General features: G+C 70.4%; 16 protein-coding genes. 13 read left to right on the forward strand and 3 right to left on the reverse strand.

Features of this window, described 5'->3' with window-relative positions:
* The first annotated feature begins 236 nt into the window (after window positions 1–236).
* The 4 genes from fba (at window position 237) to ABS772_RS17480 (ending at window position 4,794) form a co-directional block, all read left to right on the forward strand.
* On the forward strand, window positions 237–1,304 hold the full coding sequence (fba, locus tag ABS772_RS17465) for a class II fructose-bisphosphate aldolase (RefSeq protein ID WP_350396065.1): 1,068 nt from the start codon (window positions 237–239) through the stop codon (window positions 1,302–1,304).
* 7 nt (window positions 1,305–1,311) lie between these two features.
* Window positions 1,312–1,980, forward strand: a complete 669-nt coding sequence (locus ABS772_RS17470; RefSeq protein WP_350396066.1) for a thiamine phosphate synthase — start codon at window positions 1,312–1,314, stop codon at window positions 1,978–1,980.
* A 140-nt stretch (window positions 1,981–2,120) separates the two neighbouring features.
* Entirely contained in the window at window positions 2,121–3,185 is a 1,065-nt protein-coding gene (locus ABS772_RS17475) for a tetratricopeptide repeat protein (protein WP_350396067.1), read from the forward strand.
* Between the two features lie 208 nt (window positions 3,186–3,393).
* Window positions 3,394–4,794: an amino acid permease gene (locus tag ABS772_RS17480; protein ID WP_350396068.1), complete on the forward strand. Its 1,401-nt coding sequence runs from the start codon at window positions 3,394–3,396 to the stop codon at window positions 4,792–4,794.
* Here ABS772_RS17480 and ABS772_RS17485 read toward each other — a convergent pair.
* Window positions 4,761–6,311: an NAD(P)H-hydrate dehydratase gene (locus ABS772_RS17485; RefSeq protein WP_350396069.1), complete on the reverse strand. Its 1,551-nt coding sequence runs from the start codon at window positions 6,309–6,311 to the stop codon at window positions 4,761–4,763. The two genes, ABS772_RS17480 and ABS772_RS17485, sit on opposite strands and share 34 nt — an antisense overlap.
* 184 nt (window positions 6,312–6,495) lie before the next feature.
* Here ABS772_RS17485 and ABS772_RS17490 point away from each other — a divergent pair, with 184 nt between their 5' ends.
* Complete coding sequence (locus ABS772_RS17490; protein ID WP_009866062.1) at window positions 6,496–6,834, forward strand: P-II family nitrogen regulator; 339 nt, start codon at window positions 6,496–6,498, stop codon at window positions 6,832–6,834.
* An 87-nt stretch (window positions 6,835–6,921) separates the two neighbouring features.
* Window positions 6,922–7,851 carry a glutaminase gene (locus ABS772_RS17495; protein WP_350396070.1) on the forward strand — a complete coding sequence of 310 codons (930 nt, stop codon included), beginning with the start codon at window positions 6,922–6,924 and terminating at the stop codon, window positions 7,849–7,851.
* A 110-nt stretch (window positions 7,852–7,961) separates the two neighbouring features.
* Here ABS772_RS17495 and ABS772_RS17500 read toward each other — a convergent pair whose 3' ends face one another.
* Window positions 7,962–9,008 carry a glutamine synthetase beta-grasp domain-containing protein gene (locus ABS772_RS17500; protein ID WP_238257485.1) on the reverse strand — a complete coding sequence of 349 codons (1,047 nt, stop codon included), beginning with the start codon at window positions 9,006–9,008 and terminating at the stop codon, window positions 7,962–7,964.
* A gap of 575 nt (window positions 9,009–9,583) precedes the next feature.
* On the opposite strand from ABS772_RS17500, the gene glnA reads away from it, so the two are divergent.
* From glnA to ABS772_RS17535, 7 genes are all read left to right on the forward strand, one after another.
* Window positions 9,584–10,993: a type I glutamate--ammonia ligase gene (gene glnA, locus ABS772_RS17505; RefSeq protein WP_350396072.1), complete on the forward strand. Its 1,410-nt coding sequence runs from the start codon at window positions 9,584–9,586 to the stop codon at window positions 10,991–10,993.
* 153 nt (window positions 10,994–11,146) lie between these two features.
* Window positions 11,147–11,725 carry an NADPH-dependent FMN reductase gene (locus tag ABS772_RS17510; protein ID WP_350396073.1) on the forward strand — a complete coding sequence of 193 codons (579 nt, stop codon included), beginning with the start codon at window positions 11,147–11,149 and terminating at the stop codon, window positions 11,723–11,725.
* A 55-nt stretch (window positions 11,726–11,780) separates the two neighbouring features.
* Window positions 11,781–12,119, forward strand: coding sequence for a hypothetical protein (locus tag ABS772_RS17515; protein ID WP_350396074.1), 339 nt, complete (start codon window positions 11,781–11,783; stop codon window positions 12,117–12,119).
* Window positions 12,120–12,277: 158 nt separating this feature from the next.
* Window positions 12,278–14,656: a ribonuclease R gene (gene rnr / locus ABS772_RS17520; protein ID WP_350396075.1), complete on the forward strand. Its 2,379-nt coding sequence runs from the start codon at window positions 12,278–12,280 to the stop codon at window positions 14,654–14,656.
* Between the two features lie 23 nt (window positions 14,657–14,679).
* Entirely contained in the window at window positions 14,680–15,171 is a 492-nt protein-coding gene (locus ABS772_RS17525; protein ID WP_350396076.1) for a DUF983 domain-containing protein, read from the forward strand.
* The gene (locus ABS772_RS17530; RefSeq protein ID WP_350396077.1) at window positions 15,122–15,880 is read left to right on the forward strand and encodes an NUDIX hydrolase; all 759 of its coding nucleotides are present in this window, start codon (window positions 15,122–15,124) and stop codon (window positions 15,878–15,880) included. The genes ABS772_RS17525 and ABS772_RS17530 overlap by 50 nt, the downstream gene beginning before the upstream one ends.
* A 130-nt stretch (window positions 15,881–16,010) precedes the next feature.
* The gene (locus ABS772_RS17535) at window positions 16,011–17,975 is read left to right on the forward strand and encodes a PAS domain-containing protein (protein WP_407943000.1); all 1,965 of its coding nucleotides are present in this window, start codon (window positions 16,011–16,013) and stop codon (window positions 17,973–17,975) included.
* 105 nt (window positions 17,976–18,080) lie between these two features.
* On the opposite strand, the gene ABS772_RS17540 is transcribed toward ABS772_RS17535, so the two are convergent.
* The gene (locus ABS772_RS17540) at window positions 18,081–18,950 is read right to left on the reverse strand and encodes an SDR family oxidoreductase (protein ID WP_350396079.1); all 870 of its coding nucleotides are present in this window, start codon (window positions 18,948–18,950) and stop codon (window positions 18,081–18,083) included.
* Between the last annotated feature and the right edge of the window lie 4 nt (window positions 18,951–18,954).

Below are 18,954 nucleotides of genomic sequence, written 5' to 3' on the forward strand. Positions count from 1 at the left end.
CGGAGCGGGCGGGTGAGGGGCCGGCTCAGGTCTCTCCGGAAGCGGCGCTCCCCTCACCCGACCCCCTTCGGGGGCCACCCTCTCCCGCAGAGGGGAGAGGGCTTGCCGTGGAAGCGGCAGAGGCAGGGACGCCCAAGTTTTTCACCGCCCTGCGCAGGCTCTCGGCGCGGCGGCGCCTATATTGGCTTCAGCAAGGGACAGGCCCGGCTGAGGCCGCATCGCACGAGGATCGAACCATGGCACGCATCACCCTCCGGCAGCTCCTCGACCACGCCGCCGAGTACGGCTACGGCGTGCCCGCGTTCAACCTGAACAACATGGAGCAAGGGCTCGCCATCATGGCGGCGGCCGATGCCACCGACTCGCCGGTGATCCTGCAGGCGAGCCGCGGCGCGCGCGCCTACGCCAACGACGTGGTGCTGGCCAAGCTCATCGACGGCCTCGTCGAGATCTACCCGCACATCCCCGTCTGCATGCACCTCGACCACGGCAACAACGAAGCCACCTGCGCCACCGCGATCCAGTACGGCTTCACCTCGGTGATGATGGACGGCTCGCTGAAGGCCGACGGCAAGACCCCGGCCGACTACAACTACAATGTCGAGATCACCCGCAACGTCACCAAGATGGCCCACTGGGCCGGCGTCTCGGTCGAGGGCGAGCTCGGCGTGCTGGGCTCGCTGGAGAGCGGCCAGGGCGAGGCCGAGGACGGCCACGGCGCCGAGGGCACGCTGTCCCACGACCAGCTCCTGACCGATCCGGACGAGGCGGTGAAGTTCGTGGCCGCCACCAAGGTTGACGCGCTGGCGGTGGCCATGGGCACCAGCCACGGCGCCTACAAGTTCACCCGTAAGCCGGACGGCGACGTGCTCGCCATGGGCGTGATCGAGGAGATCCACCGCCGCCTGCCGACGACCCACCTCGTCATGCACGGCTCCTCCTCGGTGCCGCAGGACCTGCAGGACATCATCAACCAGTACGGCGGCCAGATGAAGCCGACCTGGGGCGTGCCGGTCGAGGAGATCCAGCGCGGCATCAAGCACGGCGTGCGCAAGATCAACATCGACACCGACAACCGCATGGCGATGACCGGCCAGATCCGGAAGGTGCTGACGGAGAACCCGTCCGAGTTCGATCCGCGCAAGTACCTGAAGCCCGCCATGGAGGCGATGACGAAGCTCTGCAAGCAGCGCTTCGAGGAGTTCAACACCGCGGGCCAGGGCTCGAAGATCCGCCCGATCTCGGTGGCCGAGATGGCCAAGCGCTACGCCAGCGGCTCCCTCGACCCGAAGATCGACGCCTGATCCCGCCATGGCCGAGAAAGACTCGGCGGCGCCGCGGCCCCGCCTCGCCCTCCTCACCCCCTACGGAATCGGCGCATCCGAGGCCGAGGCGACCGCCGCTTCGCTCGACGCGGCCTGCGCGGCGGGCGACGTGGCGGCGGTGATCCTGAGGCTGGCGGCGTCCGACGAGCGCAGCCTCGTCGCCCTCGTCAAGCGGCTGGCGCCGCCGGCGCAGGAGCGCGGGGCGGCGGTGATCGTCGCCGTGCCGGGCTTTGCCGGCGATCTCGTTTCCGTCGCGGCTCGCGGCGGGGCGGACGGGGTGCATCTCGACCGGGCCGACGAGGAGACCCTGCGCGAGCTGCGCGGGCGCCTGCGCGACGGCCGCATCCTCGGGACCGGCGGCGTGCTCGGCTCGCGGGACGCGGCGATGGTCGCGGGCGAGACCGGCGTCGATTACCTGATGTTCGGCGGCCTCTTCCCCGACGGCGCCGCCCCCGACGCGGAGGAGGTGCGCGAGCGCGCGACGTGGTGGGCGGAGATCTTCGAGACGCCCTGCATCGCGGTCGCGACCTCCGGGGCGGACGTGGCGGCGCTCGCGGCGACGGGCGCCGAGTTCGTCGGGCTGGAAAGCGGCCTGTGGCGCGACGACCCGGAGGGCGTGCGGGCCGCGCAGGCGCAGCTCGACGGGGCGCGATGATTCTGTTCGGTAAGCGGACCGTGGCGGTGGCCCCCGAAACCCTTCCTCTACCCAAATCGGGCTTGCCCGACTTGGGCAGGTCCTTGCAGAACTTGGGCAAGCCCGAGATCTGTCGGGGGGAGGGAAGGGTGCGTGGGCGAATGGGGATAGCCACGCTTCGATCCGGCGCCTTTTCCCTCGCGATGATCGGCGCCTGTGCCGTCCTCGCGCTCGGCGTCGGCAGCGGGCAGGCTGCTCCGAAACAGCCGGCGACGAAGGAGCCCGCGGCGCAGACGCCGGCCAAGCCCAATCAGTTGAATCTGACGCGCGAGCTGCCCTCGCCCTACTCGCCCAATGCCGAGGGCGCGAAGCCGGCGAGCCCGAACCCCAATGCAGACGCGGCCTACGGCGCCTATCAGCGCGGGCGCTACGTCACCGCCTTCCGCGAGGCGACCAAGCGCATCGAGGCGAACCCGAAGGACGCCGCGGCGATGACGCTGCTCGGCGAACTCTACAACCAGGGTCTCGGGGTGAAGCAGGACCCGAAGCGCGCCCACGAGTGGTACCGGCTCGCCGCCGCGCAGAACGACGCCAACGCCATGGCCTCCCTCGGCCTGATGGCGATGGACGGGCGCGGGCAGCCCAAGGACGAGAAGGCCGCCCGCTCCTGGCTCGAACAGGCGGCGCGCAAGGGGCAGCCCAGTGCCTGCTACAATCTCGCCCTGATCCAGCTCGCCAGCGACAAGCCGGCGGATCTGGCCGCGGCCGTAGCGAATTTCCGGGCGGCGGCCGAGGCCGAGGTTCCCGCCGCGCAATACGCCCTCGGCGTGCTCTACCTCCAGGGCAAGGGCGTCGCCAAGGACACGACCCAGGCCGCGCAATGGTTCCGCCGCGCCGCCGACAACGGCGATCTCGGGGCCGAGGTCGAGTTCGCGATCCGGCTGTTCAACGGCGACGGCGTCGCCAAGGACGAGGCCCGGGCCGCCCGCTACTTCCTGCACGCGGCCCAGCGCGGCAACGCCATCGCCCAGAACCGGATCGCCAAGCTCTACGTCGCCGGTCGCGGCGTGCCGAAGAACCTCGTCGAGGCCGCGGCCTGGAACCTCGCCGCGGCGTCGCAGGGCCGCTCCGATGCCGGCCTCGATCAGGCGACCGCCGGACTCAACCCGGACGAGCGCAAGCGCGCCGAGGCCCTGGCGGCGGATCGGGCGAACCTCTCGCAATAAAGCATCGTCCCGAAAGGTGGCTGCCGGCTTTCGGAAAAAAGACGATGCAAGATTAAAGACCTAGAGCATCGTCCTGGATCCGATATCCAGGACGATGCTCTAGCGCTGAGCGGCCGGCGCATCCGGCGGCGTCCGCGCGAGGATGGGCGCGAGGATGTGACTTTCGCGCGTGCGGGCCCTCCCTTACAACCGCGCGACAGGAGCCCGAATGACGTCCAGCCTTCTTCGCCGCAAGCCCTTGCACTTGGAGCCCGGCGAAGAGCGGCGGCTCGCCCGCACGCTGAGCTGGCCCCATCTCGTGGCGCTCGGTGTCGGCGCGATCGTCGGGACCGGCATCCTCACGCTCATCGGCGTCGGGGCGGCCAAGGCCGGGCCGGCGGTGATCCTGTCGTTCGCCATCGCCGGGGCGATCTGCGCCTGCGCCGCGCTCGCCTATGCCGAGATGGCGACGATGATCCCGGTCTCGGGCAGCGCCTACACCTACAGCTACGTCGTGCTCGGCGAGTTGCTGGCCTGGATCATCGGCTGGAGCCTGATCCTCGAATACTCCCTCGTCGTGAGCGCGGTGGCCGTCGGCTGGTCCGGCTACGCCGCGCCCCTGCTGGAGGGCCTTTTCGGAGTTCCCAGAGCGCTGATGCAGGCGCCGGATGCCGGCGGCATCGTCAACCTCCCCGCGATCGGCATCATCGTCCTCGTCGCCGTGCTGCTCCTGCGCGGCACGCGGGAGAGCGCCACGGTCAACGCCGCCCTGGTTCTGGTGAAGATCGCCGCGCTCGTCGTCTTCGTCGCCCTCGCACTGCCGGCCTTCGATGCCGCCCATCTCGAACCGTTCGATCCCTACGGCTTCTCCAAGAGCGTGGGGGCCGACGGGGTCGAGCGCGGCATCATGGCCGCGGCCGCGATCATCTTCTTCGCCTTCTACGGCTTCGACGCCATCGCCACCGCCGCGGAGGAGACGCGCAATCCGGGGCGCGACCTGACGATCGGCATCGTCGGATCGATGGCGGCCTGCGTCCTGATCTACGTCGCCGTCGCGGTCGCCGCGGTGGGCGCCGTGTCCTACACCCGGTTCGCCGACAGCCCGGACCCGCTGGCGCTGATCCTGCGCGAACTCGGCCGGCCGCTCGCGGCGCAGTATCTCGCCGCCTCGGCCGTGATCGCGCTGCCGACCGTCATCCTCGCCTTCTTCTACGGGCAGAGCCGCATCTTCTTCACCATGGCCCGTGACGGGATGCTGCCGCAGAGCCTCGCCAGCGTCTCGTCCGCCGGCACGCCGGTGCGGATCACCCTCTTCACCGCGGCCGTCGTGATCGTGCTGGCCGGGCTCGTCCCGCTGGGGGAACTCGCGGCGCTCGCCAATGCCGGGACGCTCGCGGCGTTCATCGCGGTCGCGGCGTGCATGCTGGTCATGCGCGTGCGCACGCCCGAGGCCCCCCGCACCTTCCGCGCGCCGGCCCCCTGGCTCGTCGGCCCGGCCGCGATTGTCGGGTGCGGGTATCTGTTCTTCAGCCTGCCCGCGACGACCCAGCTCTGGTTCGTCGTCTGGAACGTCCTCGGACTGGTGATCTACGCCCTCTACGGCCGCCGGAACGCGGTCGTCGCGGGCTGATCGTCGGCGAGGTCGCGCAGCACGGCCGGCATCATCTCGGGCAGATCCTCGGCGATCAGCCCCGGCCCGAACCGCAGCCCCGCATCGCCGTGGAGCCAGACGGCGGCACAGGCCGCCTCGAACGGCTCCATCCCCTGCGCCAGCAGCCCGGCGACGAGGCCGCCGAGCACGTCGCCGGAGCCGGCGGTGCCGAGATGCGGCGTGCCGTGATCGTTGATCGCCGCGCGCCCGTCGGGCGCCGCGATCACCGTGTCGGCCCCCTTGAGCACCACCACCGCCCCGGCGATCTCCGCCGCCCGCGCCGTCCGCTCGGTCTTGGTCAGCCCCTCGGCCACCGCCTCCGTGCCGGAGAACAGCCGCGCGAACTCGCCCTCGTGCGGCGTGAGCACCGCCCGCGCCTCGCCGTCGCGGATGTGGCGGGCCAGCGTGCGCACCTCGCTGCGGAAGCTCGTGAGCGCGTCGGCGTCGAGCACCAGGGCGCGGCCGGCATTCGCCGCCACCGCGACGAGGTCGCAGGTGGCCGGGCCGGTGCCGAGGCCGGGGCCGAGGAGCAGCGCGTTCAGCCGCTCGTCGGCCAGCATGTCGTCGAGGTCGTCGGCATCCTCGCAGGCCCGCAGCATGATCGCGGTGAGGTGGGCGGCGTTCTCCGCCAGCGCCGAGGCGGGCGAGGCCACGGTGACGAGGCCCGCGCCGACCCGCAGTGCCCCGCGGGCGGCGAGCCGGGCCGCGCCGGTGCGGTGGGCCGGGCCCGACAGCACCAGGGCGTGGCCGCGGGTGTATTTGTGGCTGCCGGCGGTGAGACGCGGCAGCGTCCATAGGTCGGGGGCGTTGCGATACAGCGCGCGGGCCTCCCCGGCGATGCCGGCGGCGAGGGCGACCTCGCCCGTGCCGATCTCGGCGACGTGCAGGGCGCCGCAATGGCTGCGGCCGGGCTGGAGCAGGTGGCCGGGCTTGAGCGCGACGAAGGTCACCGTCTCGGTCGCCATGACGGCGAGCCCGCGCGCGGCGCCGCTGTCGCCGTCGATGCCGCTCGGCACGTCCACGGCCAGCACGGGAACAACCGAGCGGTTCACGGCCTCCACCAGGGCGCGGGCCACGCCATCGAGATCGCGGCTGAGGCCGGCACCGAAGAGAGCGTCGATCACGAGGTCGGCCGCCGGGATCTCGGCCTCCGCCGCGCCGACCAGACCGGTCCAGGCGCCGGCCGCGAGTGCCGCGTCGCCCTTGAGCGCGGCGCGGTCGCCGAGCAGGCGCAGATCGATCCGGTAGCCGGCTTCTCCCAGCAGGCGGGCGGCGACGAAGCCGTCGCCGCCGTTGTTGCCGGGGCCGCACAGGACGAGGATCCGCCCGCCCTCCGGCACCAGGGCGCGGGCGCGCGCCGCGACGGCGGCGCCCGCCGCCTCCATCAGGGTCAGTCCCGAGATCCCGCCCGCGATCGCGGCGGCATCGACCCGCCGCATCGCCTCAACGGTGAGCAGCCGATCCGCGATCCTCGGGTTTTTTACCGGTTCATGCATGCAACTGGCTCACGGTCTGCCCGAAAATTCATCCGTTTCGGCGCGAATGCCTACATATTCCGCTTGGTTTGCACATTCCGTGCGCATCTAACCGGCCGGGCCATCCAAATCGCCGTGGCGGTCGCGGAGCGGCGATGGTACATAATTGGCGGATCGAAGGACTAGGCGGATCGGGCTTTTCCGGATGAAGAAGATCGAGGCGATCATCAAGCCGTTCAAGCTCGACGAGGTGAAGGAAGCCCTCCAGGAGGTCGGCCTGCAGGGCATCACCGTGATCGAGGCGAAGGGGTTTGGCCGCCAGAAGGGCCACACCGAACTCTACCGCGGCGCCGAGTACGTCGTGGACTTCCTGCCGAAGGTGAAGCTGGAGATCGTGCTCTCCGACGCCCTCGTCGAAGGCGCCGTCGAAGCGATCCGCAAGTCGGCCCAGACCGGCCGTATCGGCGACGGCAAGATCTTCGTCTCGACGATCGAGGAAGCCATCCGCATCCGCACCGGCGAGACCGGTTCCGACGCGATCTGACTCCGAAGGCCCCGTTCTCCTGGCCCGCTTCGTGAAGGGCCGGGCGCGTCCGCGCTTCGAGAGAAAGCGCCGTAGCCGAGCGACGCCGTGCCCGATCTCGACCGCATCGTCAAAGACATCGCCGAGGAGATGCGGGCCCGGCCCGACCGCGGCACGGTGGCGAGCTACATCCCTGAACTCGCCCGCGTCGATCCGCAGGCCTTCGGCCTCGTCGTCATCGACGGCGACGGCCGGGTCGCGGCCGGGGGCGACGCCGACATCCCCTTCTCGATCCAGAGCATCTCCAAGGTCTTCACCCTGACGCTCGCGCTCGGCATGGTCGGCGATCGGCTCTGGCGCCGGGTCGGCCGCGAGCCCTCGGGCAGCCCGTTCAACTCGATCGTCCAGCTGGAGCGGGAGAACGGCATCCCGCGCAATCCCTTCATCAACGCGGGCGCCATCGCCGTCACCGACGTGATCCTGTCGGGCCACCAGCCGCGGGAGGCGCTCGGCGAGATCCTGCGCTTCATGCAGTTCCTGGCGCAGGACGACAGCATCGCCATCGACGAGCGCGTCGCGGCCTCCGAGAAGCGCACGGGCTTCCGCAACGCGGCGCTCGCCAACTACATGCGCTCGTTCGGCGTGATCGAGAATCCGGTCGATTACACGCTCGGCGTCTACTTCCACCACTGCGCCATCGCCATGAGCTGCCGCCAGCTCGCCACCGCCGGGCTGTTCCTGGCCTATTCCGGCCAGCATCCGCTCGCCGGGCACTCGGTGATCTCGTCCGAGCGGGCGCGGCGCATCAACGCCATCATGCTCACCTGCGGCCACTACGACGGCTCGGGCGACTTCGCCTACCGCGTCGGCCTGCCGGGCAAGAGCGGCGTCGGCGGCGGTATCCTGGCCGTCGCGCCGGGGCGTGCTTCGATCTGCGTCTGGTCGCCGGGGCTGGACGCCGCGGGCAACTCCCATCTCGGCCGCATCGCCCTGGAGATGCTGGTGAAACGGACGGGGTGGTCGATCTTCGGGGTGTGAGGCTCACGCTTTGCCTCGCGATGACGGCGTGAAGCGACCCAACAAAAAACCGCCCCCGCCTCGCGGCGGGAGCGGCCTGTCTCAAGCCTGATATTCGGCCTCGAAAGTCCTTACGCGACGGCCTTCTGCGCCGCTTCGGCGGGAAGCGGAACCTCGGAGATCGTCTTCAGAACCTGCGAGGCGATCTGGTAGGGGTCGCCCATGGAGTTCGGGCGGCGATCCTCAAGGTAGCCCTTGTAGCCGTTGTTGACGAAGGAGTGGGGCACGCGCACCGAGGCGCCGCGGTCGGCCACGCCGTAGGAGAACTTGTTCCACGGCGCCGTCTCGTGCTTGCCGGTCAGGCGCATGTGGTTGTCGGGGCCGTAGACGGCGATGTGGTCGTCGAGGTTGCGCTCGAAGGCCGCCATGACCGCCTCGAAATACTCCTTGCCGCCGGTCTCGCGCATGAACGTCGTCGAGAAGTTGCAGTGCATGCCCGAGCCGTTCCAGTCGGTGTCGCCGAGCGGCTTGCAGTGGTACTCGATGTCGATCTCGTAGCTCTCGCACAGGCGCTGCAGCAGGTAGCGCGCCATCCACATCTCGTCGGCGGCCCGCTTGGAGCCCTTGCCGAAGATCTGGAACTCCCACTGGCCCTTGGCCACCTCGGCGTTGATGCCCTCGTGGTTGATGCCGGCGGCGAGGCAGAGGTCGAGATGCTCCTCGACGATCTTGCGGGCCACGGGGCCGACATTCGAGGCGCCGACGCCGCAATAGTACGGGCCCTGCGGGGCGGGGTAGCCGGACTCGGGGAAGCCGAGCGGGCGGCCGTTCTTGTAGAGGAAGTACTCCTGCTCGAAGCCGAACCAGGCGCCGGCGTCGTCCAGCACGGTGGCGCGCTTGTTCGACGGGTGCGGGGTCTTGCCGTCCGGCATCATCACTTCGCACAGCACCAGCACGCCGTTGGTGCGGGCCGGGTCGGGGAAGTGGCGCACGGGCTTCAGCACGCAGTCGGAGGACGAGCCCTCGGCCTGCTGCGTCGAGCTGCCGTCGAAGCCCCAGAGCGGGAGCTGCTCGAAGGTCGGGAAGCTGTCGTACTCCTTGATCTGCGTCTTGCCGCGCAGGTTCGGAGTGGGCGTGTAGCCGTCGAGCCAGATGTACTCGAGCTTAAACTTGGTCATTCCGAGTCTCTCGTACCTTGAGGATCCGTGTCCTGACGAAACCTTTTCCGGAACCGGCGCCTTTGAGAGCCTGCCTCCCCGTCGGAGCGCGTCCGGCAGGGAGCTACCCCGCCGCATCCGAGACGCCGATCCACGGTGAAGAGCAGGACGCCAGCCCGACCCCCGGGCGCCCGCATGCGTGCGAACGCTCCGGCCAGCCCTAAGCACGTCGCGTGCCAATCGTCGCAGTATCGTCATGGGCGATCCTGCGGCAAAATTGACCGCCGCGGCGGCACGATCGGAAACGAAACACCGCGAACGTCCCGCGATCACGTGGATTTTTTGCCTTCCGACGGGTGGCAACCGCGGAGCGCGGACGATATCGTCCGCGCCGGCCGGCAGGACCGGCCGGGGGTGCGAGAGGGGGCCGGTACCCGGATCAGGAACGACGCCGCGGACGCCGCGCCGCCCCTTCCGAGATCTCCCGCTCTTCCGATCAGCCCCTCGCGCCGCAGGAACGGACCGGCTAGACCGGCGCCCCGACCCGGCGGATGGCTCACCGCCCGCCCTCAGACTTTGCCGAGGAGACGTACAGCATGACTACGGCCGCCGATGTGCTGAAGGCCATCAGGGACAACGACGTGAAGTACGTCGACTTCCGCTTCACCGACCCGCGCGGGAAGTGGCAGCACGTGACCTTCGACGTCTCCCTGGTCGATGACGAGATCTTCCAGGACGGCACGATGTTCGACGGCTCGTCGATCGCCGGCTGGAAGGCGATCAACGAGTCCGACATGCTGCTGATGCCGGATCCGGCGACCGCCTGCATGGACCCGTTCTTCTCCGCCTCCACCATGTCGATCGTCTGCGACGTGCTGGAGCCCTCGACCGGCGAGCCCTATTCCCGCGATCCGCGCTCGACCGCCAAGCTCGCCGAGGCGTATCTGCGCTCCACCGGCATCGGTGACGACATCTTCGTCGGCCCCGAGGCCGAGTTCTTCGTGTTCGACGACGTGAAGTTCGGCGCCGACCCCTACCACACGGGTTTTCAGCTCGATTCGACCGAGCTTCCGACCAACGGCTTCACCGATTACGAGGGCGGCAATCTCGGCCACCGGGTGCAGACCAAGGGCGGCTACTTCCCCGTGCCGCCGCAGGACTCGGCCCAGGACATGCGCGGCGAGATGCTGGCCGCGATGCAGTCGATGGGCGTGAAGGTCGAGAAGCACCACCACGAGGTGGCCTCGGCCCAGCACGAGCTCGGCATGAAGTTCGACAAGCTCACCACGCTCGCCGACCACATGCAGATCTACAAGTACTGCATCCACAACGTGGCGCAGAGCTACGGCAAGTCCGCCACCTTCATGCCCAAGCCCGTCTACGGCGACAACGGCTCCGGCATGCACGTGCACCAGTCGATCTGGAAGGGCGGCAAGCCGCTGTTCGCCGGCGACAAGTACGCCGACCTCTCCCAGGAATGCCTGTGGTACATCGGCGGCATCATCAAGCACGCCAAGGCGCTCAACGCCTTCACCAACCCGTCGACCAACTCCTACAAGCGTCTGGTGCCGGGCTACGAGGCGCCGGTGCTGCTGGCCTACTCGGCCCGCAACCGCTCGGCCTCCTGCCGGATCCCGTGGACGACGAACCCGAAGGCCAAGCGCGTCGAGGTCCGCTTCCCCGATCCGATGGCCAACCCCTACCTCGCCTTCTCGGCGCTGCTGATGGCCGGCCTCGACGGCATCATCAACAAGATCGATCCCGGTCCGGCGATGGACAAGGATCTCTACGACCTGCCGCCGCGCGAGCTGAAGAAGATCCCGACCGTCTGCGGCTCGCTCCGTGAGGCGCTGCAGAACCTCGACAAGGACCGCGCCTTCCTCAAGGCCGGCGGCGTGTTCTCGGACGATCAGATCGACTCGTTCATCGAGCTGAAGATGACCGAGGTGCTGCGCTACGAGATGACCCCGCACCCGATCGAGTTCGTCCAGTACTACTCGCTGTAAGCCATCTCCGGCACGGCGTGGCGTTTTCGGCACCGGAGCCCTTCTGGGCTCCGGTGCCTTTTTTGTCCGTGTAAGCGAAAGCCGGCTGTGCATGCTTGACGCCGGCCGCCAGGGTGGGACGAGGATGCGCCGTCCTGACCGGGAGCCCCGCCCATGTCCCTGACCATCCCCGTGATCCTCGGCACCGTGCGCAGCGAGCGCCAGGGAATCCGCGCCGCCCGCTTCCTCGTGGCGCAGCTCGAAGCCCGCGGCCACGCCGCGCCGCTGGTCGATCCGGCCGAACTGCAGCTCCCGCTCCTCGACCGGATGTACAAGGAATATCCCAAGGGCGAAGCGCCCGAGCCGCTGGAGCGGCTGGCGGCCCTGTTCCGCGGCGCCGACGCCTTCGTGGTCGTCTCGGCCGAGTACAACCACTCGATCCCGCCCGCGCTCTCGAACACCCTCGACCACTTCCTCGAAGAGTACTTCTGGCGGCCCTCGGCCATCTGCTGCTACTCGGCCGGGCAGTACGGCGGCGTGCGCGCGGCGATGCAGCTGCGGGCGATGCTGGCCGAACTCGGCGCCCCGAGCATCCCCTCGCTGCTGCCGATCCCGCGCATCCAGAAGGCGCTGAGCGAGGCGGGCGAGCCGGCCGAGGACTGGCTCGGCCGGGCCGCCAAGAAGTTCCTCGACGAGCTGACCTGGTATGCCGAGGCGCTTAAGGCGAAGCGCGCGGGCGGCACGCCGTACTGAACCCGGCGCGCGGCATCGCGCTTGCTCTCGTCGAAAGGCAGATCCGGGAGGGCGAATGAACGCGAGCGTGGACAGGGTCAGGGATGCGCTGGCCGACCTGATCAAGGCGGCGCTGATCTCCGATGACGGCAGGAGCCTCGCCTTCCGGCAGGCGGCCGCGGAAAAACTCGCCGAACTTGCCGCCGACCCGCCGCGGGCGGACGCGGTGCGGATCGACGGCGCCTGGACCCTGGCGGTCCAAGCCGCCGAGGCGCCCGAGCTTCAGCCGGAGGAGGGGCGGGTCAACCTGACCCTGCCGCGGAGCGCGCCCTTCGCCCTCGAAGAGCTGACGAGCGCCGATTTCGACGTGGATCGCGCCGTGGAGACGATCCGCAAATCGGCCTCCACCGGCTGACCGGCGGGGCCGAACCTGTTCACGGCGGCCCCCGCGGCGTTGTCGCGGGGCGTCCGAGCGCCCATCTTGGACCTGCGCCGGGATCGTCAACGGTCTCACCGATCACCGAAATTCCAGCGCGTCGGACCCTCCCGGGCCGGCGCGGCGAGCCTTCCTCCTTGGCCAGACGCATCAATCCGAACGCGGGGATCCCCGCGCTTCCCTCCCGCGAGCAGATCCTCGCCTTCGTCGCCGACGCCCCCGGAAAGGTCGGCAAGCGCGAAATCGCAAAGGCCTTCGGCCTGTCGGGCGCCGACAAGATCGGCCTCAAGGCGATCCTGAAGGAGATCGAGGCCGAGGGCGCCCTCGACCGCGACCGCGGCGGCTTCCGCAAGGGCGGCAGCCTGCCGCCCGTCGTGCTGGCCGACATCGTCTCCCGCGACCGCGACGGCGACCTGATCGCCCGCCCGGCGCAGTGGGACGGGGAGGGCGAGGCGCCGAAGATCGCCGTCGAGGTGCCGCGCGCCGGCCGCAAGGGCAACCGCTCGGCTCCCGGCCTCGGTGACCGGGCGCTGATCCGCGTCGCGCCGGACCCCGAGGCGCCCGGCCGCTACACCGGCCGCGTCATCAAGGTGATCGGCAAGAACCGCGCGGAGGTGATCGGCATCTACCGCGCCGGCCGCGACGGCGGGCGCCTGCTGCCCGTGGAGAAGAAGTCGCAAGGCAAGGAGATCGCGATCCCGCCGGGCGAGGAGGGTGACGCCCGCGACGGCGATCTCGTCAGCGTCGCGGTGGAGCGCGAGACCCGCTTCGGCCTGCCCCGCGGGCGCGTGACCGAGCGCCTCGGCACGCTCGGCTCCGAGAAGACGGTGAGCCTGATCGCCCTGCACATCCACAACATCCCCCACGTCTTCCCGCCCGCAGTGCTGGCGGAGGCGGATGCGGCCAAGCGCGCGACCAAGCGCGGCCGCGAGGATTGGCGGGAGGCGCCGCTCGTCACCATCGATCCGCCCGACGCCAAGGACCACGACGACGCGGTGATGGCGGAGGCCGATCCCGATCCCGCCAACGCGGGCGGCTTCCTCGTCACCGTCGCGATCGCCGACGTGGCGGCCTATATCCGTCCCGGTTCGGCCCTCGATCGCGAAGCGCTGCTGCGGGGCAATTCGGTCTACTTCCCCGACCGGGTGGTGCCGATGCTGCCCGAGCGGATCTCGAACGATCTCTGTTCGCTGCGCGAGGGCGAGGACCGCCCCGCGCTCGCCGTCCGCATGGTGATCGGCGCCGACGGGGTGAAGCGGAGCCACAGCTTCCACCGCATCCTGATGCGCTCGCACGCCAAGCTCGCCTACGCCCAGGCGCAGGCCGCCATCGACGGGCGGCCGGACGAGAAGTCGGGCCCGGTGCTGGAGACGGCCCTGCGCCCGCTCTACGCGGCCTACGCGGCGATGAAGCGGGCGCGCGATGCCCGCGGCCCGCTCGCCCTCGACCTGCCGGAGCGCAAGGTGCTGCTCAACGCGGAAGGCGGCGTGGACCGGGTGATCGTGCCGGAGCGGCTGGAGGCGCACCGGCTGATCGAGGAGTTCATGATCCAGGCCAACGTCGCGGCGGCCGAGACCCTGGAGAAGGCGAACTCGCCGCTGATCTACCGGGTCCACGACGAGCCGGCGCTTGAGAAGATGCGCGCGCTTTCCGAGGTGCTCGCCTCGGTCGGCATCAAGATGACCAAGGCCGGAGCCCTGCGGCCCGACCTGTTCAACCGCATCCTCGCCCAGGTGTCCGAGACCGAGCACGCGCCGTTCATCAACGAGGTGGTGCTGCGCTCGCAGGCACAGGCGGTCTACGCTGCACAGAATCTGGGCCATTTCGGCCTGAATCTCCGCCGATACGCGCACTTCACCTCGCCCATCCGCCGGTACGCGGACCTCATCGTCCACCGCGCCCTGGTGCGTGCCTGCGGATTGGGCAAGGACGGCCTGCCGGGCGACACCACGCCGGGCATGCTCGACGCGATTTCAGAGCAGATCTCGGCGGCCGAGCGCCGGGCGATGGCGGCCGAGCGCGAAACCATCGACCGCCTGATCGCGGGCTACCTCGCCGACCGGGTCGGCGCGACCTTCTCGGGACGGATCTCCGGGGTGACGCGCTCCGGGCTGTTCGTGAAGCTCGACGAGACCGGCGCCGACGGCTTCGTGCCCGTCTCCACCATCGGCCACGAATATTACCGCCACGACGAGGCCCTGCACGCGCTGGTCGGCGACCGCAGCGGCGAGACCTACCGCCTCGGCGATACGGTCGAGGTCCGCCTCGTGGAAGCGGCGGCCGTGGCCGGCGCCTTGCGCTTCGAGATCCTCTCGGAAGGGCGCAGCCGCTCGGGTGCCAAGGGAGGCGGCGGCAAGCGGGACGGATTCAGGGCGAAGCCGGGCAAGGCCAAAGCCGGCGCGAAGGCGAAGGGCAAGGCACTTCCCGGCAAGGCGCATCTGGGAAAGGCGCAATCCGGCAAGGCGGCGTCGCCCGAGGGAGACCCCGCGCGGCGCCATCGCGGCTCGCGCCGCTGAGCGGAAGGGGCTAGAGTCGGGTCATGGAAACCTACGCTTCCCCTCCGGCCCCGGCTCCCCAGGACCGGACGCGGCTGGTCCCGGCCATAGCCCGCGGCTTCCTCAACCGCTGCCCGCATTGCGGGGAGGGGCACGTGTTCGGCCGCTTCCTCAAGGTGCGGCCGGCCTGCGAGGCCTGCGGCCTGGAAATGGAGGGGCACCGGGCCGACGACCTGCCGCCCTATCTCGTGATCTTCCTCGTGGGCCACATCGTCGGCTATCTCGTGCTCGAGATCGAGATGGGCTACGACGTGCCGCTCTGGATCTCGCTGACCGTTTGGCCCCTGCTCACGCTCGTCCTGGCGCTCGGGCTGCTGCAGCCCGTCAAGGGCGCGGTGATCGGCCTGCAATACACGTTCGGCATGCACGGCTTCGGCAAGGCGCCCCCCGCCCGCGGCGGGACCGGCACGGGGGAGAGACGCGGCGGTGAGGCAGGAACCAGAGCAGGCGACGCTCCCGAACTCGGATCGGCCTGACCCGCCTGCCGCCCCGTCCCGCCCGGCCTCGTTGCGTCCCCGCGATGCCGCGACGCTGATCGTCCTCGACACCTCGCGGAAGCGGCTGAAGCTGCTGATGGGCCGCCGCCATGGCGGGCTCGCCTTCATGGCCGGCAAGTTCGTCTTTCCCGGCGGCCGCATCGAGCCGTCCGACCGGCAGATGCCGGTGGCCGGTGCGCTGTCGCAGCGGGCCGACGACGCCCTGCGCGCCAAGCTGCCCCGCGCGCCGCATCATCTCGGCCGCTCGCTCGCCCTCGCCGCGATCCGCGAGACCTACGAGGAGACCGGGCTCCTCATCGGCACCCGCGATTACGGGCCCCCGGAAACCGCGCCGGAGGGCGCGTGGCGGGCCTTCGGCGAGGAGGGCGTGATGCCCGATCTCGAAGCGCTGCACCTGGTGGCGCGGGCGATCACCCCGCCCAAGCGCGTGCGCCGCTTCGATACCCGCTTCTTCGCCGTCGATCGTCGGGCGGTGGCCGCCGAGCGGCCGGGCATCGTCGGGCCGGATGCGGAGCTGACCGAACTCGCCTGGGTCGATCTCGCCGCGGCGCGCAAGCTCGACCTGCCGCGCATCACCCGCGTGATCCTCGACGATCTGGAGGCGGCGGCGGAAGCCGGCTTCCCGCCCTACCGGCCGATCCCGTTCTACTTCGAGCGCCACGGCAAAGGGGTGCGCGAGGAGATCTGAGCGGAGCGGCGTCCGCCTCGTCCGCGATGGCCGCGCCAGGGGCGAGGCATCATTTGATCGCGCACAAGACAAAAGGGGTTTCTTAAGGCGGATCGAGCATCGTGTGGCGGCCACCGGAGCCTATTCGCCGATGCTTTCTGCCTTTCGTCGCTCCGATGCCGCGTCCGTCTTCGATGCTTTGAATCGGTCACAAGCCGTCATCACCTTCGCGGTCGATGGGACGGTGCTCGACGCCAACGAGAACTTCCTCAAGCTGATGGGCTATACGCTCGCCGAGGTGCGCGGGCGTCACCATCGTCTGTTCGTGGATCCCCAGGAGGCGGGAAGCGCCGCCTACGAGGCGTTCTGGCAGAGCCTGCGCCGCGGCGAGTTCCAGACGGCGGCCTATGGCCGTCGGGCCAAGGACGGGCGCACGGTGTGGATCCGCGCGAGCTACAATCCGGTCCTCGACGCCGCCGGCCGCGTGCGGAAGATCGTCAAGTTCGCCCTCGACGTCACCGCCGAGCGGCTCGCCGCGGCCGAGACGGCCGGCCAGATCGCCGCGATCGGCCGCTCGCAGGCCGTGATCCAGTTCGACCTCGACGGGACGGTGCGCAGCGCCAACGCCAACTTCCTCGAAGCCCTCGGCTACGCGGCGCACGAGGTGGAGGGCCGCCACCACAGCCTGTTCGTGCGGCCGGAGGAGGCCGCCTCGGCCGAGTACCGCGCCTTCTGGGAGGCGCTCGCCCGCGGCGAGTACCGGGCCGGCGAGTTCCGGCGGGTCGCCAAGGACGGTCGCGAGGTCTGGATCCAGGCGACCTACAACCCGATCCTCGACCTGTCCGGACGCCCCATCAAGGTCGTCAAATACGCCTCCGACATCACCGAGGCCAAGCGCAACGCCGCCGACATGGCGGGGAAGGTCGAGGCCGCCCGCCGCTCGCAGGCGGTGATCGAGTTCGACATGGACGGCACCGTCCTCGATGCCAACGACAACTTCCTGAGCGCGCTGGGCTACACCCTTCCCGAGGTGCAGGGCCGGCACCACCGGATGTTCGTCACCCCCGATTACGCGGCGAGCCCGGCCTATGCCACCTTCTGGGCGACGCTGCGGGCAGGGCAGTTCACCTCCGCCGTCTACCAACGCGTCGGCAAGGACGGCCGCGACGTCTGGATCCAGGCCTCCTACAACCCGGTCCTCGACGCGGTCGGGCGCCCGTTCAAGGTGGTGAAATACGCCTTCGACATCAGCGAGAGCATGGCGATGCGCGCCGGCGCCCTCTCCATGGCCGAGCAGACGCTGGGCCGGGTGCGGGCGGTGGCCGGCGCATCCGAGGAGATGCACCGGATCTCGGCCTCGATCGCCGAGCAGATGAACCGCTCGCACGAGGCGGTCGGCGATATCCAGGGCCGCATGAGCGCCGCCGGCGCGCTGTCGGCGAAGCTCGACGACGCGGCCGCGGCGATGACCGGCGTGGTCGACGTCATCACCGGCATCGCCGAGCAGATCAACCTGCTCGCCCTCAACGCCACGATCGAGGCGGCCCGCGCGGGGGCGGCCGGCCGCGGCTTCGCGGTGGTCGCCACGGAGGTGAAGAGCCTCGCCGAGCAGGCCCGCGCGGCCACCACCCGCATCACCGGCGAGATCGGCGCGATGCAGTCGGTCTCGCGAGAGGTGGGCACGGCTTTGGTCTCGACCGCCGCCGTGGTCGACACGGTGCAGGGCTTCATCGCGCAGACGACGGCGGACAGCACGCGGCAGCGCGCCACCACGGGGCAGGTCAACACCGACATGCAGGCGACCGCCATGAGCGTGGCGGAGTTCGCGAGCCGCCTCGACGCCTGGAACATCGGGCTGGAGGAGCGGCGGGGCGGTGAGCGCCGGCGCACCTCCCTGCCCGCGCGTATCGAGTTCGCGACGGACCACGGCGCCCATGCGGGCCGGGCGCAAACCCTGCCCTGCACCGTCCTCAACATCTCGACGGGCGGCGCCAAGCTGTCGGTCGAGGCGGCGGACGTGCCGGACACGTTCACCCTCCACATCGAGGGGGAGCCGCCGCGCCCCTGCCGCTGCGTGCGGCGGGGCGCGGACGGGATCGGCGTTCAGTTCATCTGAGACCGTGCGTGAGGCCCGCGCGGTCGGGTGGACGTCGCGTCGCGGAATCCGCCCCCGTTGAGGGCATCGGCGCGAAAACCGGCAGCGACGTTTCGGGACGACGCCTCAGCCGCGCGCGTCGGCGACCAGCGCGGCGAGACCCTCCCGGTAGGTCGGGTAGGCGAGGCGCACGCCGAGCTCCTCGCGGATCAGACGGTTCCGCACCCGCTTGTTCTCGCCGTAGAAGCTGCGGGCCATCGGGCTGAGGTCGGCGGTCTCGAAATCGATCTCCGGCGGCAGCGGCAATCCGGTGAGGGCGGCGGCGTGCTCCGTCACCGTCTGAGGCGGGGCCGGCTCGTCGTCGGTGACGTTGTAGACCGCACCCGCCCGCGGGTGCTCGATCGAGGCGGCGAGCGTCGCGGCGATGTCGTCGACGTGGATGCGGTTGAACACCTGCCCCGCCTTCACGATGCGCTGGGTGCGGCCCTCGCGCAGCTTCACGATCGGGTTGCGGCCGGGGCCGTAGATCCCCGACAGGCGAAACACCTGCACCGCCTTGCCGGTCTCGGCGCCGAGCGCGAGCCAAGCCGTCTCGACGGCGAGGCGGTCGCGGGAGCGCGCGCTCTTCGGCGTGGCGGGCGTCGTCTCGTCGATCCAGGCGCCGCCCTGGTCGCCGTAGACGCCGATGGTCGAGAGATAGCCGATCCAGCGGATCCGGCTTCTCGCGATCACGTCGCGGTAGCGGGCGAGCACGGTGTCGCCGCCCTCGCCGGGAGGAGCGGAGATCAGCAGGACGTCGGTGTCGGCCAGCTCCGCGGCGATGCCGGGATCGTCGGTCCCCGGCCCGAAGGCGCGGACCGTGAACCCGGTCTCGGCGGCGAGGCTTCGGGCCCGGTCGGGCTCGGTCACCGTCGCCCGCACCGCGCGGAAGCGAGCCCGCTCGCGCTCGGCGAAATGCCGGGCGGAGAAGCCGAGGCCGAAGACGAACAGGTTCATGCGG

Origin of the sequence: Methylorubrum podarium (genome assembly GCF_040270385.1) — a bacterium.
GTDB lineage: Bacteria > Pseudomonadota > Alphaproteobacteria > Rhizobiales > Beijerinckiaceae > Methylobacterium > Methylobacterium podarium.

Coding starts and splice junctions, on each gene's coding strand:
- ABS772_RS17480 (WP_350396068.1), top strand. CDS start 3,394: ATGACGTCCAGCCTTCTTCGCCGCAAGCCCTTGCACTTGGAGCCCGGC.
- ABS772_RS17490 (WP_009866062.1), top strand. CDS start 6,496: ATGAAGAAGATCGAGGCGATCATCAAGCCGTTCAAGCTCGACGAGGTG.
- ABS772_RS17500 (WP_238257485.1), bottom strand. CDS start 9,008: ATGACCAAGTTTAAGCTCGAGTACATCTGGCTCGACGGCTACACGCCC.
- glnA (WP_350396072.1), top strand. CDS start 9,584: ATGACTACGGCCGCCGATGTGCTGAAGGCCATCAGGGACAACGACGTG.
- fba (WP_350396065.1), top strand. CDS start 237: ATGGCACGCATCACCCTCCGGCAGCTCCTCGACCACGCCGCCGAGTAC.
- ABS772_RS17540 (WP_350396079.1), bottom strand. CDS start 18,950: ATGAACCTGTTCGTCTTCGGCCTCGGCTTCTCCGCCCGGCATTTCGCC.
- ABS772_RS17485 (WP_350396069.1), bottom strand. CDS start 6,311: ATGCATGAACCGGTAAAAAACCCGAGGATCGCGGATCGGCTGCTCACC.
- ABS772_RS17475 (WP_350396067.1), top strand. CDS start 2,121: ATGGGGATAGCCACGCTTCGATCCGGCGCCTTTTCCCTCGCGATGATC.
- ABS772_RS17535 (WP_407943000.1), top strand. CDS start 16,011: ATGCTTTCTGCCTTTCGTCGCTCCGATGCCGCGTCCGTCTTCGATGCT.
- ABS772_RS17525 (WP_350396076.1), top strand. CDS start 14,680: ATGGAAACCTACGCTTCCCCTCCGGCCCCGGCTCCCCAGGACCGGACG.
- ABS772_RS17510 (WP_350396073.1), top strand. CDS start 11,147: ATGTCCCTGACCATCCCCGTGATCCTCGGCACCGTGCGCAGCGAGCGC.
- ABS772_RS17470 (WP_350396066.1), top strand. CDS start 1,312: ATGGCCGAGAAAGACTCGGCGGCGCCGCGGCCCCGCCTCGCCCTCCTC.
- ABS772_RS17515 (WP_350396074.1), top strand. CDS start 11,781: ATGAACGCGAGCGTGGACAGGGTCAGGGATGCGCTGGCCGACCTGATC.